The sequence below is a fragment of the Pantoea sp. SGAir0418 genome (assembly GCF_043529865.1).
Genome location: NZ_CP027912.1, coordinates 102,920 through 117,258, shown reverse-complemented (window position 1 = coordinate 117,258; position 14,339 = coordinate 102,920). Strand labels below are relative to the sequence as shown.

The following is a 14,339-nucleotide window of genomic DNA, read 5'->3' as shown; positions in this document are numbered from 1 at the left end:
CGGCATCGGTTCGATTGACTCAGCGATGGCCTATTACAGCGCCATATCCTGCTTCGCGGACTCTTCGCGCGGTTTGGCCTGCGCAGGTGCCGACTGCTGATCGTCCATGTTAATCACTGGCGGTTTGGTCAGCTGCAGCACGGATGCGGTGTTATCCCATACCTGCTGGGTCAGCGCGGTGTTGCCGTTCAGCTTCTGGCCGAAGCTTGGCACGATAGCGCGGATCTTCTGCTGCCACTCCGGTGACGCGAACTGCTGCGGGAACAGCTTCTGCATCACGTTCAGGGTGATCGGAGCCGCAGTAGATGCACCCGGTGAAGCACCCAGCAGGGCCGCCACGGTTTTTTGCTGATCGGTCACGATTTCGGTACCCAGCTTCAGCACGCCGCCTTTCTCAGCATCTTTCTTGATGATCTGCACACGCTGGCCGGCCTGAATCAGTTTCCAGTCCTCTTTACGCGCGTTCGGGTAGTACTCTTTCAGCGCGGCAAAGCGGTCGTCATCGTTCAGCATCACCTGACCAATCAGGTATTTCACCAGGTCAAAGTTATCAATGCCCACGTGCGTCATCGGCATGAAGTTGCTGGTGGTGGTAGCGCTCAGCAGATCGAACAGCGAACCGTTTTTCAGGTATTTGGTCGAGAACGTGGCGAACGGCCCAAACAGCACCACTTTTTTACCGTCGAGGTTACGGGCATCAATGTGCGGTACCGACATTGGCGGTGCGCCTACGGAAGCCTGACCATACACTTTCTGCAGGTGACGGCTGGTGATTTCCGGGTTTTCGGTCATCAGGAACGAACCGCCCACCGGGAAACCGCCGTAGTTATCGGCTTCAGGAATGCCGGTTTTTTGCAGCAGCTTAATTGCCGCACCGCCCGCGCCGATGAATACGTATCTCGCATCCACTTCACGGTTTGCGCCGCTCTTCACGTCTTTGATGGTGACGTGCCAGGAGTTGTCGCTGTTGCGTTTGAAATCGGTGACTTCAGAGGAAGTTTCCAGCTTGAAGTTCTGATCTTTCTGCAGGCTGCCGATCAGCTGACGGGTAATTTCACCGTAGTTCACATCGGTACCCACCGGCGTCCAGGTGGCGGCCACTTTCTGATTCGGATCGCGACCTTCCATCACCAGCGGTGCCCACTGCTCGATCTGCTTGTGATCGGTAGAGAACTTCATGCCCTGGAACAGGGTGGTTTTCTGCAGCGCCGCATAGCGTTTGGTCAGGTATTCGACGTTTTTGTCGCCCCAGACAAAGCTCATGTGCGGGGTGGAGTTGATGAACGAACGCGGATCGTGCAGCACGCCACGCTGTACCTGGCTGGTCAGGAACTGGCGGGTAATCATGAACGATTCATTGATTTCCAGCGCTTTGCTCACATCGATGGAACCGTCTGCACGCTCTGGCGTGTAGTTCAGCTCCATGTTGGCAGAGTGGCCAGTACCGGCGTTATTCCAGCCGTTGGAGGATTCCAGCGCGACGCCGTCGAGACGCTCAACCATCAGTTGTTTCCAGCCCGGTTGCAGCTCCTGCAGCCAGGTACCGAGCGAGGCGCTCATGATACCGCCGCCAATCAGCAGCACGTCGGTTTTTTCTGGTGCGTTCTCAGCGTGAACCGCTGAAGAGACAAGCAGTGCCGTCAGCGAAAGCGCGGACACAAGTTTTTTGGTCTGAGTCATGCCAGTCCTGTTTATTCTTTGCAGATGAACGTTAAAAATTCGGTTGGCAAATTAAAAGATTGTTACGAAAAGATTAACTTGTTTTTAGTTAATTAACTATTGATGGCAATTAATTAACTTTCATAAAAGCGGGGTGGCGAAATAAACGGCAGGAATACAGCAGCAATGCAGGAAAAAGCAACAATATATCCGCTAACGGAGCGCGGTTATTATTTATAACGACGGGCACGACTTAGGTCAAATTAAATCCGCTGCCGCGATGACAAATCATGCACTATCACTGCACGGAGCGTGTTGATGATCTGACGCCGAATGGGTTTACCCTAAGGTCTCTGATGACTTGTTTAACTTTCGCGTGGACATGAGCATGGCGGGCAAAACCCTGTATGAAAAGCTGATCGAACAGCATGTGGTACGTCACCTGGACGATGAGGGGCACGTGCTGCTCTATATCGACCGGTCAATCCTCAATGAATACACCAGCCCGCAGGCGTTTAGCGGTCTGCGCGATCGGTCGCGGCGCGTGCGCCATCCGGCCACCATTCTACTCAACGTCGACCACGTGAACCCGACGCGGCCAGTGCGCGATGCTGCGATGACCGACGCTGGCGGCCAGCTGCAGGTCGATTACTTCCGCAAAAATGCGGAGCACTTTGGCATCGAGCTGTTTGACGTGCTCGACCCGCGACAGGGCATTGAACATGTGGTGGCGCACGAGCAGGGGCTGGTGATGCCGGGGATGGTGATTGCCGCCGGCGACAGCCATACCACCACTTACGGGGCGTTTGGCGCGCTGGGGTTCGGCATCGGCACCTCGGAAATCGAGCACCTGCTGGCGACACAGACATTGATTTATCGCACGCTGAAAACCATGCGCGTTGAAGTTACCGGCGAGCTGCCGTTTGGCTGCGCCGCCAAAGACATCGTGCTGGCGTTGATCGAACAGATTGGCGCTTCCGGCGCCACGGGGTATGCGATTGAGTTTACCGGCAGCGCGATCGATGCGCTGAGCATGGAAGGGCGTATGACGCTATGTAACATGGCGGTGGAAGCCGGTGCGCGCGGAGCGATTATCGCGCCGGATGACAAGGTCTACGCTTACATTGCCGGCAAACCGCAAATGCCGGTGGGCGAGCTGTGGCAGCAGGCGCTGGCCGAGTGGCGCACGTTGCGCAGCGATGATGATGCGGTATTTGACCGGCAACTGACCATTGATTGCAGCGATCTGGAACCGAAGGTCACCTGGGGCATCAGCCCGGATCAGGCCTGCGCCATCAGCGGCCACGTGCCTAATCCGGCTGACGAACCCGATCTGGTGAAACAGCAGGCGATGAAAAATGCGCTGCACTATATGGGGCTGCAGGCCGGCACGCCGCTGGCCGACATTGCCATCACCCACGCGTTTATCGGCTCCTGCACCAATGGGCGCATTGAAGATTTGCGCGCTGCGGCAGCGGTGATTGGTACCCGCAAAATCGCGCCGCACGTGCGCGGCATCATCGTGCCGGGCTCAACCCAGGTGCGGCAGCAGGCGGAGGCGGAAGGGCTGGCGGCCATCTTTATCGACGCTGGCTTCGAGTGGCGTCAGTCGGGCTGTTCGATGTGTCTGGCGATGAACGAAGATGTGCTGGCACCGGGCGATCGCTGCGCATCGGGCACCAATCGTAACTTTGCCGGCCGTCAGGGCGCGGGCGCGCGCACTCACTTAATGAGTCCGGCGATGGTCGCCGCCGCTGCGCTGGCGGGTCATCTGGTTGATGTTCGTCACTATCTGCAATCCGGGGTTTAATATGCAAGCTTTTACTACCATCACCGGCAAGCTGGCACCGCTGCCGGCTGCTAACATCGATACCGATGTGATTATGCCCAAGCAGTTTCTCAAAGGCATTGACCGGCAGGGGCTGGACCGCGGCGTGTTCTTTGACCTGCGCTTTCTGGCCGACGGTGCGCCAAACCCTGATTTCATCCTCAATCAGCCGGGCTGGCAGAACGCGACGTTTTTGCTGGTCGGCGCTAATTTTGGCTGCGGCTCCAGCCGCGAACATGCGGTGTGGGGGCTGAATCAGCTGGGCATTCGCGCGATTATCGGCACCAGCTTCGCCGGCATTTTTGACGACAACTGCCAGCGTAACGGCGTGCTGACGCTAAGCCTGAGCGAGGCGGATTACCAGCGTCTGAGCGCGGTGGCCGCCGATGCGCAGCGCAACACTATCAGCGTGTCGCTGGAGCAGCAAACCATTCAGTTCGCGGATGAAGTGATTCACTTTACGGTCAGTGCCCTGAAGCGCGAGATGCTGATCGGTGGCGGCAGTGCGGTGGACTGGACGCTGCAATATGAAGCGGATATCAGCCAGTTTGAAGCGCAGCATTTTGCGCAGCGTCCGTGGCTGCAGCGCACCAGGGAGCAACCATGAGTAAGATTATCGATCGCGGCCCGTCGCCGTTTATCGCCGGTTTTACCCTGCAGGATGTGACGCTGGATAATGGCGTTACGCTGCGCGTGGCCAGCGGCGGCAAGGGCACGCCTTTGCTGATGCTGCACGGCCATCCGCAAAATCATCTGGCCTGGCGTAAAATCGCACCACAGCTGGCGCAGCACTATCAGGTGATCCTGCCGGATTTGCGCGGCTACGGTGACAGCGACAAGCCCGCCAGTGACGCTGAACATCTGCCGTATGCCAAACGCAGCATGGCGCAGGATATCAGCCAGCTGATCGACGCGCTCGGCCTGCAGCGCGTGGCGTTTGTCGGCCACGATCGCGGCGGGCGCGTCGGGCACCGGCTGGCGCTCGATCACCCGGAGAAAGTCAGCTGCTGCGTGTTTGTCGATATCGCACCCACTGCCACCATGTACGCGCTGACCGATCAGGCGTTCGCCACGCGCTATTTCTGGTGGTTCTTCCTGATTCAGCCGCACCCGCTGCCGGAGACCATGATTGGTCACGATCCGGCGTTCTTTTTGCGTAAACACATTGATGGCCAGCTGAAAACGCCGGGTGCGACCGAAGCGGCGATATTCGAAGATTATCTGCGCTGCTATCAGGATCCGGCGATGATCCACGCGGTGTGTGAAGATTATCGCGCCGCTGCCAGTATCGATTTGCAACACGATGCCGCTGACAGCGACCGGCGCATTGCCTGCCCGCTGTTACTGTTGTGGGGCGAAAAGGGCACGGTCGGTCAGCTGTATGATGTGGTGCACACCTGGCAGGACAAGGCGCTGCAGGTGCAGGGCGAGGCATTACCGTGCGGCCATTCACCGCAGGAAGAGGTGCCAGAGCGGTTTCTGTACTCGCTTCAGCGCTTCCTGGGATCTGTGTTATAACCACGTGGCGTTCACTCACCATGTGCTGTTATGAAAATACTGCTTGCCGGAAAAAGTTATCAGAAGCCGTTACAGGGTTGGCCGTCGATTGAAGACCTGTACGTGTTTATCAGCGTGGCGCGGCATGACGGTTTCGGCCGCGCGGCGATTGAGCTGGGTCAGTCACCGTCTTACATCAGTAAACGCATCGCCATTCTGGAAAAACAGCTGGAGACGCGGCTGTTTTTCCGCACTAACCGCGTGATGCGCCTGACGCCGGAAGGTGAAAAAGCGCTCGAGGGCGCGCTGCAGGTAGTGCAGGAAATGGATGGCTTTCTCAATAATTTCCGTCAGTGGCGCGGCGAGCTGACCGGGGAAATTACCGTCGGCTGCTCGTTTGGTTTCGGTCAGGACTATTTGTCGGATGCGGTTTCGGCATTTATTCACCAGCATCCGTCGCTGAATATTAAACTGATGCTAAGCGATCGGGCATTCGACCTGCTACAGAGCGGCACGGATGTGGAAATCTGTGTTGGCGATGATCTCAATCCTTCCTATATTGCCCGCCGGCTGATTGCTAACCGGCGCATTTTATGTGCCGCGCCGGCGTATTTATCCCGCGCCGGTATGCCAGCCTCGCTGGATGCGTTAATTCATCACAGCTGTCTGATTATTAATGAACGCGATAATTCATTTGGTAACTGGGCATTGACCAATGGCGAGCAGCAGGTGTTGTGTCGCCTGAACAGCCATTACTCTTCCAATAGCGGCAAGGTGATTCTGCACTGGGCGTTGCAGGGGCATGGTATTGCGCTGCGTTCAGCGTGGGATGTGGCGCCGTATCTGGCGACGGGCGAGCTGGTGGCGGTATTACCGCAGTGGTATCAGGAAGCCAATATCTGGGCGGTGTATACGCAACGCGCCGCAGAATCGCAGCGTATTAAAGTTTTTCTCGATTTTCTCGCCGCCTATTTTAATGAAAAAAGCCTGCCGGAAATGACGGGCAGGCCATAAACAGTAAAACGCGTTAATTCCGGCATCAGCCGTAAGCCACTTTGTCATTGATGTGATACAGCGTGGCGGTGGCCGCCATCACGTGCTGGCCGTCGTGGCCCGGCTCATGTGATTCAACGTCGGTGATATGATAACCGACCGCTCCGGCCGCCTGGGCTTTTTTCACAATGGCGTCTGTTAACTCTTCCATTGATGTGGCCCAGCTTACGGAGGTGACACCCGCCGGATGGATTGAGGATAATTCGCGGTGCGTCAAATCGGCGCGAATTAAAACCGGTTTAACATTTTGCGGCGTAAAAATGGAAATCACATCGTTAATTAACGCTTTCATGGTCTTACTCCTCAAAAATAACAACAGAGCCGGAAGTGAATTAACCGATCCTGAGATCGTTGTTTATTGGTTTATACATTCCGGCAAAGCGCACGGTGAATCATCATGCCGGTAGGGTTAATAAACACCTTTTGAGGTTATGCGTTTTAGCTTTAATTGCTAATCAGATGTTAAGAAAAGTTCCGCCACAACTCCGGTAATGTTTCGCTAATATTTTTTCATCTGCTTACATTTGCCATTAAAAAAGTCGCTGCATCATGTGCGGGCAAATCCGGCCATCCGTGGCCCTGCGGCTTAAAATTCGCGCTGGCCGCCCAGTTCGATCACTCGGTTGGGCGGAATATGAAATTGCTCATGGGCGCGCAGCGCGTTGCGCTGGCAGAAGTGAAAAATCCCGCCGCGCACCCGCGCCAGACCGCGGCGTTTTTTCATCACCAGCGTATCGTGCGCGGTAAAAAATGACGCTTCATTCACCGTGCAGCCAAAACCTTCCAGTCCGCACAGATGCAGAATCTCGGCCATCGACGGCACTTCACGCCAGCCGTAAGCGGCAGTGACCTGCCAGAACGACGGCGACAATTGCGTAATGCTGATGCGCTGCTGGTTATAAACGCGCGGCGTGTCGGTGGTGCGAATATGCAACAGCACCACGCGGCGGTGCAGCACGCGGTTATGCTTAAGGTTGTGCAACAGCGCCTGGGGAATTTCAAACTCCTTGCGCGCGAGGAAGATGGCGGTGCCCTCGACGCGGTTCGGCGGATTGCTCTCCAGCGATTTCACCAGCGCCAGCAAACCATCCTGATCGTTATTTAAACGGCGAATCAGGCGGTTACGCTCGCTGCTCCAGATCAGCATCAATCCCATCATGGTCAGCGCCAGCAGCACCGGCACCCAGCCGCCGGACAGCAGTTTCATCAGGTTGGCGATGAACAGCGGCACGTCGACCACCAGCATACACAGCAGGAACAATAGCGCCAGCGGCAGCGGCCAGCGCCAGTTACGCAGCGCCACCACGCCCGCCAGACACGCAGTGATCACCATGGTGCCGGTCACTACGATGCCGTATGCCGAGGACAACGCCGACGACTGACGGAAAGCCAGCACAATCAGCATCACGGCGGTGAACAGCAGCCAGTTCACCACCGGAATGTAAATCTGCCCGGACTCGGTATGCGAGGTGAAAATGATGCGCATCGGCGGTAAAAAGCCCTGGCGAATGGCCTGATGCGTCAGGGTATAGACGCCGGAAATCACCGCCTGCGCCGCGATGACCGTGGCCAGCGTTGACAGCACAATGAGTGGAATCTGCGCCCAGCCGGGAGCCAGATTAAAGAACGGATTGTTCAGCGCCTGCGCATCGGCGATCACCAGCGCGCCCTGGCCGAAGTAATTCAGTATCAGCGCCGGCATGGCGATCACCAGCCAGGCGAGACGAATCGGCGCTTTGCCCAGGTGGCCCATGTCGGCGTACAGCGCTTCCGCGCCGGTCACCGCCAGCACCACCATGCCCATTGCCGCGAGCGAGAGCGCTTTGTGGCTGAGCAGGAAGGTCAGCGCATAGGACGGACTGAGCGCGTGCAGCACTTCCGGGTTGAGCAGAATACCGCGAATGCCAAGCGCGCCGATGGCCACAAACCAGACAAACATCACCGGGCCAAACACCCGGCTGACCTTTTCCGTGCCGTGTTTCTGGATAATGAACAGCAGCGCGAGAATGGTGAGTGCCAGCGGCACCACATATTTTTCCAGCCCGGGCGAGACCACCTGAATCCCTTCAATGGCCGACAGCACCGAGATGGCCGGGGTGATCACGCCATCACCGTAGAAAAATGCGCCACCAATCAGACCGGCCAGCACGATGATATGACCGGCTTTGCGGCCAACGTTGCGGCGAGCCAGCGACATCAGGGTGAGAATGCCGCCTTCGCCGTCGTGGTCGGCGCGCATCACGAAGCAGACATATTTCAGCGTGACGATGAGCGTCAGCGCCCAGAAGATCAGCGACAGAAAGCCCATCACCGCCAGCGCCGACGGCGCGCCGTCCGGCAAAATCGACAGACACTCTTTCAGGGTATACAGCGGGCTGGTACCGATATCACCAAATACGATGCCGGCGGCGGCCAGCATGCCAGCAGGCAGAGACTGTTTCTCTGATTGACTCATACATTTCCTGTTTTTTCAGGGAGAAAGGGCGAGCGCCATCAACCGCACTGGTGTGTCGTAATCACCCACTTTTATGCTGGCGAAGATAGCGTTTCAGCGACGTAATCGGTAGAGGTTGGCGTTTTTTTGTACGCGATTTTTATACCAATCGACCAAATTTTTACGCCATTTTTACACCGCTGCGGCTTTTTCAACCTGAAGTGTAGACGATTCAGACAGCAGCAGAAGCGGGCTGGCTGGCAGAAAATGGGATGGGGGAGCGCAGATAGCGAGATGATTAAAAATGCAGGAAATAGCGATGCTAAGACTTTGTACCAAAAATTATATCCGTACCCTCCGACCGCACAATATGTAGCGGCGCGATTTATCGCGCTAAGTTAAACATTTCACAGTTGCCGGAATGCGCAATGAATTGCGCCGCTACGATCCGTGCGGCATTGTATTTCGGCACCACCATCCTGCACACATTGTAGCGGCGCGATTTATCGCGCTGAGTGAAACACCTCACAACTGCCGGAATGCGCAATGAATTGCGCCGCTACGATCCGTGCGGGATTGTATTTCGGCACCACCATCCTGCACACATTGTAGCGGCGCGATTTATCGCGCTGAGTGAAACACCGCACAACTGCCCGAATGCGCAATAAATTGCGCCGCTACGATGGGTGCGGTAATCCTGTTCCTGCCTGCATCAACAGGCAGGTAATCCTTACCAACCCTTAATAATATCGCCTTTATAAATCTCGTTGGCTTTATCCAGTACCGGCTGGGACTGGAACGCTTCTTTCAGCTTCTGCACGTTCGGGCTGTCTTTATTATCTTCGCGCGCCACAATCGCATTCACATATGGCGACGCTTTGCCTTCCATAAACATCCCGTCACGCGAGGCGGATAAATTCACCAGCGCGGCAAAGTTATTATTAATGATCGACAGATAAACCTGCGGATCGTCCAGCGTGCGCGCCAGCTGCGGCGTATCCACCTCCACAATCTTCAGCTTTTTCGGGTTATCGGTAATATCCAGCGTGGTCGGCAGCAGACCGGCTTCGGGTTTCACCTTCAGCAGGCCCTGCGCCTGCAGCAGCAGCAGGCTACGCCCCAAGGTGGTCGCTTCGTTAGACACGGTCACGGTAGCGCCATCCGGCAGATCCTGCAGTGATTTAATCTTGCGTGAATAACCGGCAATCGGGAACACGAAGGTATGGGTCACGACGGCAAATTTATATCCGCGCTCTTTGGACTGCATCTCCAGATAAGGCAGGCTCTGGAACGCGTTGGCGTCGACATCTTTGTTGAACAGCGCTTCATTCGGCTGCACGTAATCGTTAAACGCCACCACATCAACATCGAGCTGATATTTATCGTGTGCCACCTGCTTCACGGTCTGCCACAGCGCCTCATCCGGTCCGGTATTGATCGCCACTTTGATTTTGTTGTCGTTGTGGTTGTCACAGGCGCTGAGCAGGGTGACAGAGGCCGCCAGCAGGGCGGTAAGCCATGTTTTTTTCATTGTTTGCAGGTTTCCTTATGTTTGCAGGAAACCGACTATAGTATACGTCCAGACGTCTGTACATCCGTGCGCGGTGCGATCGCCTGGTATTTATCCAGCGCGGCTGTGTAAGCGCTACGGCTGTGGATGTTGCAGACAGGCCAGATAGCGACGGCCCGACTGCTGTACTGCCTCATCGGCACGCGCGAGAATTTCGCGGCCGGCAAACGCGCCGTACAGGCGCGTAAACTTCACGCCCTGCAACCGCTGCAGCATGGCCGTCACCGTGGTGCCGGCCAGCGGTAGCATATTGGGATAGCTCCACATAAACGAAACTGCACTGGCACCGGGCGTTACCTGCAAGATATCGCCGCTCAGCAGCACGCCATCGTCGTGCGCCCAGTGCAGCACCGTGCCGCCGGCAAAGTGGCCGCCGAGACGTAACAGCCGCACGCCCGGCAGCAGATCACAGCTGTCGCCGTGCCAGGGCTGCAGACGGGGCGATGCGCGCATAATCCACTCGCTGTCGCTGGCGTGCAGGTACACCGGCGCGTCGAAGGCGTCGGCCCAGTCCTGCATGGTGCTGTAATAGTGGGGATGGGAGATGGCGATGGCGTGCAGGCCGCCGAGCGCGCGCAGCAGCGTGACGGTGGCGTCATCCAGATGGGCGATGCAATCCCACAGGATATTGCCGTGCGGCGTTTGCAGCACAAAAGCGCGCTGGTTGATGGCAAAATCCGGTACGGTTTGCAGGCTGAGCAACCCGGACTCCAGCTGTTGCCACTGGTTTTGATGCGAGGCGCGCAGCGCAGACTGATCGATCCACTGCTGCCCGCCGGGCGGCACAAACTGGCGTTCATCCTGACAAATGCGACACTGCGTAAGGGCAGGTTGCTGCTGCTGATAAGACGTGCCGCAGGCGGTACAAATGGTAATCATATTGTCTCCTCACAGTCCGGTGAGGATCAGTTTAGGCAAGGTGCGAGGTTAGCGCGCGGCGTCCTGCTGTGGCTGCAGCTGATAAATCCACGCCGTCCGCTGCTGGCCGTCGGTCGTGGTGACCTCAACCGGCACCCGGTCGTAGCCATCTTCAAACTCATCCAGCATCGGCCAGTGCAGCGCCAGCCGATCCGAGATGAACAGATAACCCGGCACGCGCGCGCCGTGCTCATCCAGTACGATGCCGGGAAAATCAGCGGCCGCGCCCCAGCCGTTGGCATAGTAAGTGCCGGCGACTGTCCCTGCCAGCCACTCACCGCCGATGTTTTCCAGGATATGCGCATTGCACTGGCCCGGCTGCAGCGTGCCGTAAACGAAAAGCGTGTTCATTTTCCCTCGTAAAATCATGCAAAAGCGCTACTTTACCTGCCTGCTGCCGCCCTGTCATCCGCCAGGGAAAGGCCACACCGGCAGTGAAATTCTGCGTTACCGGTTGTGCGATGGCTCGTAATGTGAGGACGCGCGCGGCATAAAACGGTTAACGTAGCCGCAGATGTTTACCGCTGCTGCCAGCCAGCTTTCTCTTTTTTGAGGTATCCGCGCTATGTTGAAGGGTTCCAGCCTCTGCCGGGGTGCAATCAGGGAGTATCCGCACTCCGCTCAGTTTGATGGCAAAAAGTTTCGCAATGTCCAGCCGCGTCAGTCGCTGAGCTTTGGCGACTACCGCAAAATGCTGTGGGATTTCCTGTTCAATAAACCGAAAGATACCCAGCCACCGGCCGCGCTGCCGGTGCAGCCCATCACGGCCGCCGCGCTGGCACAGGCCGCGCCCAACAGCGTCTTTCGCCTCGGCCACTCTTCGCTGTTGCTGAAGCTCAATGGCCAGTTCTGGCTGACCGATCCGGTGTTCGCCGAGCGCGCGTCACCCTTTAAGCGACTGGGACCAAAGCGCTTTCAGCCAGCGCCGATTGCCGTGGCCGATCTGCCGCCGATCGAAGGCATTATTTTGTCGCACGACCATTACGATCATCTCGATTACCACACCATCATGCAGCTGAAAGATCGGGTGAAGCACTTTCTCGCGCCGCTCGGCGTCGGCGATTTGCTGATTAAGTGGGGCGTTGCGCCGGAGAAAGTCATCCAGCTCGACTGGTGGCAGTCGCGGGATATCGGCGACATCCATTTTGTCGCGACGCCGTCACAGCACTTTTCCGGACGCGGCCTGTTCGACAGCAACAAACGGTTGTGGTGTTCGTGGACGCTGATTTCTGACCAGTTCCGCCTGTTTTTTGGCGGTGACTCCGGTTACTTTGACGGTTTCAAAGCGATTGGCCGGAAATACGGTCCGTTTGATGCGGCGTTTCTGGAAAACGGCGCTTACGATGCGCGCTGGGCCGACATTCATATGCTGCCGCAGGACACGCTGCGCGCGTTTCAGGACCTCAACGCGCGCTGGCTGTTTCCGATTCACAACGCGGCTTTTGATTTAGCTTTTCACCGCTGGGACGATCCGTTTACCCGGATCGTCCAGCTGGCGGCGGAGCATCAGGTTGCACTGTGTCTGCCGATGCTGGGCGAGGGCGTCGATCTGTTACAGCCGCAGTCCACCGCGGCCTGGTGGTAAAGGACGCAACCCGATGGCCGTTTGGCTATCGGGTTGCGCAGGTCAGGCAGTGAGTTCGTCGTACAGGCTGCGCAGCCGGGTGCGCAGGAACAGAACCGCTTTATGTTTGCGCGACAGCAGCGCCTGCACGCTGTCGCCGCTTTCGGCGGCCAGATCCTGATAGCTGAAGCCGAGCAGCTCGGTCTTTTCAAATATCTCGCGCTGCGCAGCAGGCAGTTCCGCGAGCGCATCGTCCAGCTCTTCCCACAGCAGCGTTTTCAGATACTCATCCTCCGGCGTCTGCGCCACGCCAAACAGCGTTTCGGCAATTTCATCCTCGGGAAAATCCTCGTCTCCGGCGGCGTTAAATAGCGAGAGTTCGCGTTTTTTCCGCGATCGATCGGTAATCTCGTTGCGCGCGGCGCGAAACAGCCAGGCGCTGACGTTCTCCACCGGCTGTTCCACCTGCAGCAGTTTCCAGCTGATCTCCTGCAGGATATCTTCGGCCTCATCGTGCCGCTCGCTGCGGCCGCGAATAAAGGCGCTGAGCTTAGTGCGGCAGGCGCCGAGGGCCGCCAGCAGCCGCGAATCCTGCGCCATGCTGTTTACTCTGCATCCGGGGATTTGGCGGGCGCATCGTCCGCGGGCGGGCGCGGATCGTCACGCTGGCTGCGGCGATCGTGCCAGTCACAGCGTCCGCCATGATGACCACGGCCGCCAAACCGCTCGCGCCGCTGCTGCATAAAGGCTTCACGCTGCTCCGGCGTCATCTGCATCCAGCGTTCATGCATGCGGCGACGCGCCATGCCAAACATACCGGGATGGAAGCCCAGCCCGCCAAACAGGATGCGACACAGCACCAGCAGTCCCAGCGCCTGCCAGAAGCCAATACTTTTTACGCCGGTCAGTTCCGGCAGTAGCGCATTCCACAGCGACATCACCAGCAGGCCAAGGGCAGCAAACAGCACCACGCCGAGCAGCAGCGGTTTCGCCATACGGTGATGAACAAAGCGGTGACCACGGGGATGCTGATGCCTGTCAAAATCTCTCATTGGGGTTCCTCATTACGGTGATAAACAGGGTTGGTGATGAGGTAGACGAATCAGCGATGAAAATATTGCTGAAAAAATGAAAAAAGTGCGCGCTGCACGCCAGGCCGCTGGCTTGACTTCTTCCCTGCCTGCCAGTAGGTTGACCGATCTCTGTTGTTCTACCGGATTGCGTTATGACTGCCCGTTCCTCTAAAGCCCGCGAAATCATGGCCTGCACCCGCCAGTTGCTCACCGCCGGCGGCTATAAAAGCTTTAGCTATGCCGATATTGCCGCCCAGGTGGATATCCGCAAAGCCAGCATTCACCACCATTTTCCCGGCAAAGCCGATTTGGTGAAAGCGGTGGTGGAGGAATATCGTGCTGAGGCGCAGGCGGGCATGCAGGCGATGGATGAACAGATCAACGATCCGCTGAACGAAGTGAAAGCCTACGTCGATTACTGGGCGCACTGCATTAAAGAGGGAACTTCACCTTTCTGCATCTGCGCGATGCTGGCGGCGGAAATGCCCACGCTGCCGCCGGATGTTGCCACGGAAGTCAGCGGCCACTTCAGCGATCTCTCCGGCTGGTTAGCGCGCCAGCTGAGTAAAGGCGCCGCCAGCGGCGTTTTCCAGCTCAGCGACAGCGCTGAAAACGAAGCCAAAACGCTGATGGCCAGCGTGCACGGCGCGATGCTGGCGGCGCGGGCATTTAATAACGCCGGGATGTTTGAGCAGATTACTCATCCGCTGCTGCATAAGCTGATCAAAACCGCCTGACGGCGC

At 57.4% G+C, this 14,339-nt stretch carries 14 protein-coding genes; 6 read left to right on the top strand and 8 right to left on the bottom strand.

What is annotated here, in order from left to right:
- Positions 1–33 precede the first annotated feature (33 nt).
- Positions 34–1,680 (bottom strand): malate dehydrogenase (quinone), encoded by a 1,647-nt coding sequence (mqo, locus tag C1N84_RS19580; protein ID WP_264444581.1) that lies wholly within the window; start codon positions 1,678–1,680, stop codon positions 34–36.
- A gap of 367 nt (positions 1,681–2,047) precedes the next feature.
- On the opposite strand from mqo, the gene leuC reads away from it, so the two are divergent.
- From leuC to C1N84_RS19560, 4 genes are read left to right on the top strand one after another with little or no spacing between them, the layout of a single operon-like run.
- On the top strand, positions 2,048–3,469 hold the full coding sequence (gene leuC / locus C1N84_RS19575) for a 3-isopropylmalate dehydratase large subunit (RefSeq protein ID WP_058770123.1): 1,422 nt from the start codon (positions 2,048–2,050) through the stop codon (positions 3,467–3,469).
- A 1-nt stretch (position 3,470) separates the two neighbouring features.
- A complete protein-coding gene (gene leuD / locus C1N84_RS19570) occupies positions 3,471–4,094 on the top strand; it encodes a 3-isopropylmalate dehydratase small subunit (protein WP_058775054.1) in 624 nt (207 codons plus the stop codon).
- A complete protein-coding gene (locus C1N84_RS19565) occupies positions 4,091–5,005 on the top strand; it encodes an alpha/beta fold hydrolase (protein ID WP_394541891.1) in 915 nt (304 codons plus the stop codon). The genes leuD and C1N84_RS19565 overlap by 4 nt, the downstream gene beginning before the upstream one ends.
- A gap of 30 nt (positions 5,006–5,035) precedes the next feature.
- On the top strand, positions 5,036–5,998 hold the full coding sequence (locus C1N84_RS19560) for a LysR family transcriptional regulator (protein WP_021509484.1): 963 nt from the start codon (positions 5,036–5,038) through the stop codon (positions 5,996–5,998).
- Between the two features lie 25 nt (positions 5,999–6,023).
- Here C1N84_RS19560 and C1N84_RS19555 read toward each other — a convergent pair whose 3' ends face one another.
- From C1N84_RS19555 to C1N84_RS19535, 5 genes are all read right to left on the bottom strand, one after another.
- Positions 6,024–6,329 (bottom strand): YdgH/BhsA/McbA family protein, encoded by a 306-nt coding sequence (locus C1N84_RS19555; protein WP_021509483.1) that lies wholly within the window; start codon positions 6,327–6,329, stop codon positions 6,024–6,026.
- Between the two features lie 294 nt (positions 6,330–6,623).
- Positions 6,624–8,492, bottom strand: coding sequence for a low affinity potassium transporter Kup (gene kup, locus C1N84_RS19550; RefSeq protein WP_058770127.1), 1,869 nt, complete (start codon positions 8,490–8,492; stop codon positions 6,624–6,626).
- Between the two features lie 709 nt (positions 8,493–9,201).
- Positions 9,202–10,002 (bottom strand): MetQ/NlpA family ABC transporter substrate-binding protein, encoded by an 801-nt coding sequence (locus tag C1N84_RS19545; protein WP_058758789.1) that lies wholly within the window; start codon positions 10,000–10,002, stop codon positions 9,202–9,204.
- A 114-nt stretch (positions 10,003–10,116) separates the two neighbouring features.
- Positions 10,117–10,920, bottom strand: a complete 804-nt coding sequence (locus tag C1N84_RS19540) for an MBL fold metallo-hydrolase (RefSeq protein ID WP_264444589.1) — start codon at positions 10,918–10,920, stop codon at positions 10,117–10,119.
- 48 nt (positions 10,921–10,968) lie between these two features.
- The gene (locus tag C1N84_RS19535) at positions 10,969–11,310 is read right to left on the bottom strand and encodes a gamma-glutamylcyclotransferase family protein (protein WP_021509479.1); all 342 of its coding nucleotides are present in this window, start codon (positions 11,308–11,310) and stop codon (positions 10,969–10,971) included.
- A gap of 214 nt (positions 11,311–11,524) precedes the next feature.
- Between C1N84_RS19535 and C1N84_RS19530 the strand changes: the two genes are divergently transcribed.
- Complete coding sequence (locus tag C1N84_RS19530) at positions 11,525–12,544, top strand: MBL fold metallo-hydrolase (RefSeq protein ID WP_238562300.1); 1,020 nt, start codon at positions 11,525–11,527, stop codon at positions 12,542–12,544.
- A gap of 42 nt (positions 12,545–12,586) precedes the next feature.
- Here the strand turns inward: C1N84_RS19530 and C1N84_RS19525 are convergent, their stop codons facing one another.
- Together C1N84_RS19525 and C1N84_RS19520 are read right to left on the bottom strand one after the other, a co-directional pair.
- Positions 12,587–13,123, bottom strand: coding sequence for an RNA polymerase sigma factor (locus C1N84_RS19525; RefSeq protein ID WP_058758785.1), 537 nt, complete (start codon positions 13,121–13,123; stop codon positions 12,587–12,589).
- 5 nt (positions 13,124–13,128) lie between these two features.
- Positions 13,129–13,575, bottom strand: a complete 447-nt coding sequence (locus tag C1N84_RS19520; protein WP_031280103.1) for a hypothetical protein — start codon at positions 13,573–13,575, stop codon at positions 13,129–13,131.
- Between the two features lie 173 nt (positions 13,576–13,748).
- Between C1N84_RS19520 and C1N84_RS19515 the strand changes: the two genes are divergently transcribed.
- The gene (locus C1N84_RS19515) at positions 13,749–14,333 is read left to right on the top strand and encodes a TetR/AcrR family transcriptional regulator (RefSeq protein ID WP_021509474.1); all 585 of its coding nucleotides are present in this window, start codon (positions 13,749–13,751) and stop codon (positions 14,331–14,333) included.
- Positions 14,334–14,339: the final 6 nt, after the last annotated feature.

Bases quoted from the DNA above. Each gene is read 5' to 3' on its own strand.
- C1N84_RS19560 (WP_021509484.1), top strand. From the start codon at position 5,036: ATGAAAATACTGCTTGCCGGAAAAAGTTATCAGAAGCCGTTACAGGGT.
- C1N84_RS19545 (WP_058758789.1), bottom strand. From the start codon at position 10,002: ATGAAAAAAACATGGCTTACCGCCCTGCTGGCGGCCTCTGTCACCCTG.
- C1N84_RS19540 (WP_264444589.1), bottom strand. From the start codon at position 10,920: ATGATTACCATTTGTACCGCCTGCGGCACGTCTTATCAGCAGCAGCAA.
- C1N84_RS19525 (WP_058758785.1), bottom strand. From the start codon at position 13,123: ATGGCGCAGGATTCGCGGCTGCTGGCGGCCCTCGGCGCCTGCCGCACT.
- leuC (WP_058770123.1), top strand. From the start codon at position 2,048: ATGGCGGGCAAAACCCTGTATGAAAAGCTGATCGAACAGCATGTGGTA.
- C1N84_RS19555 (WP_021509483.1), bottom strand. From the start codon at position 6,329: ATGAAAGCGTTAATTAACGATGTGATTTCCATTTTTACGCCGCAAAAT.
- C1N84_RS19520 (WP_031280103.1), bottom strand. From the start codon at position 13,575: ATGAGAGATTTTGACAGGCATCAGCATCCCCGTGGTCACCGCTTTGTT.
- leuD (WP_058775054.1), top strand. From the start codon at position 3,471: ATGCAAGCTTTTACTACCATCACCGGCAAGCTGGCACCGCTGCCGGCT.
- C1N84_RS19530 (WP_238562300.1), top strand. From the start codon at position 11,525: ATGTTGAAGGGTTCCAGCCTCTGCCGGGGTGCAATCAGGGAGTATCCG.
- mqo (WP_264444581.1), bottom strand. From the start codon at position 1,680: ATGACTCAGACCAAAAAACTTGTGTCCGCGCTTTCGCTGACGGCACTG.
- kup (WP_058770127.1), bottom strand. From the start codon at position 8,492: ATGAGTCAATCAGAGAAACAGTCTCTGCCTGCTGGCATGCTGGCCGCC.
- C1N84_RS19535 (WP_021509479.1), bottom strand. From the start codon at position 11,310: ATGAACACGCTTTTCGTTTACGGCACGCTGCAGCCGGGCCAGTGCAAT.
- C1N84_RS19515 (WP_021509474.1), top strand. From the start codon at position 13,749: ATGACTGCCCGTTCCTCTAAAGCCCGCGAAATCATGGCCTGCACCCGC.
- C1N84_RS19565 (WP_394541891.1), top strand. From the start codon at position 4,091: ATGAGTAAGATTATCGATCGCGGCCCGTCGCCGTTTATCGCCGGTTTT.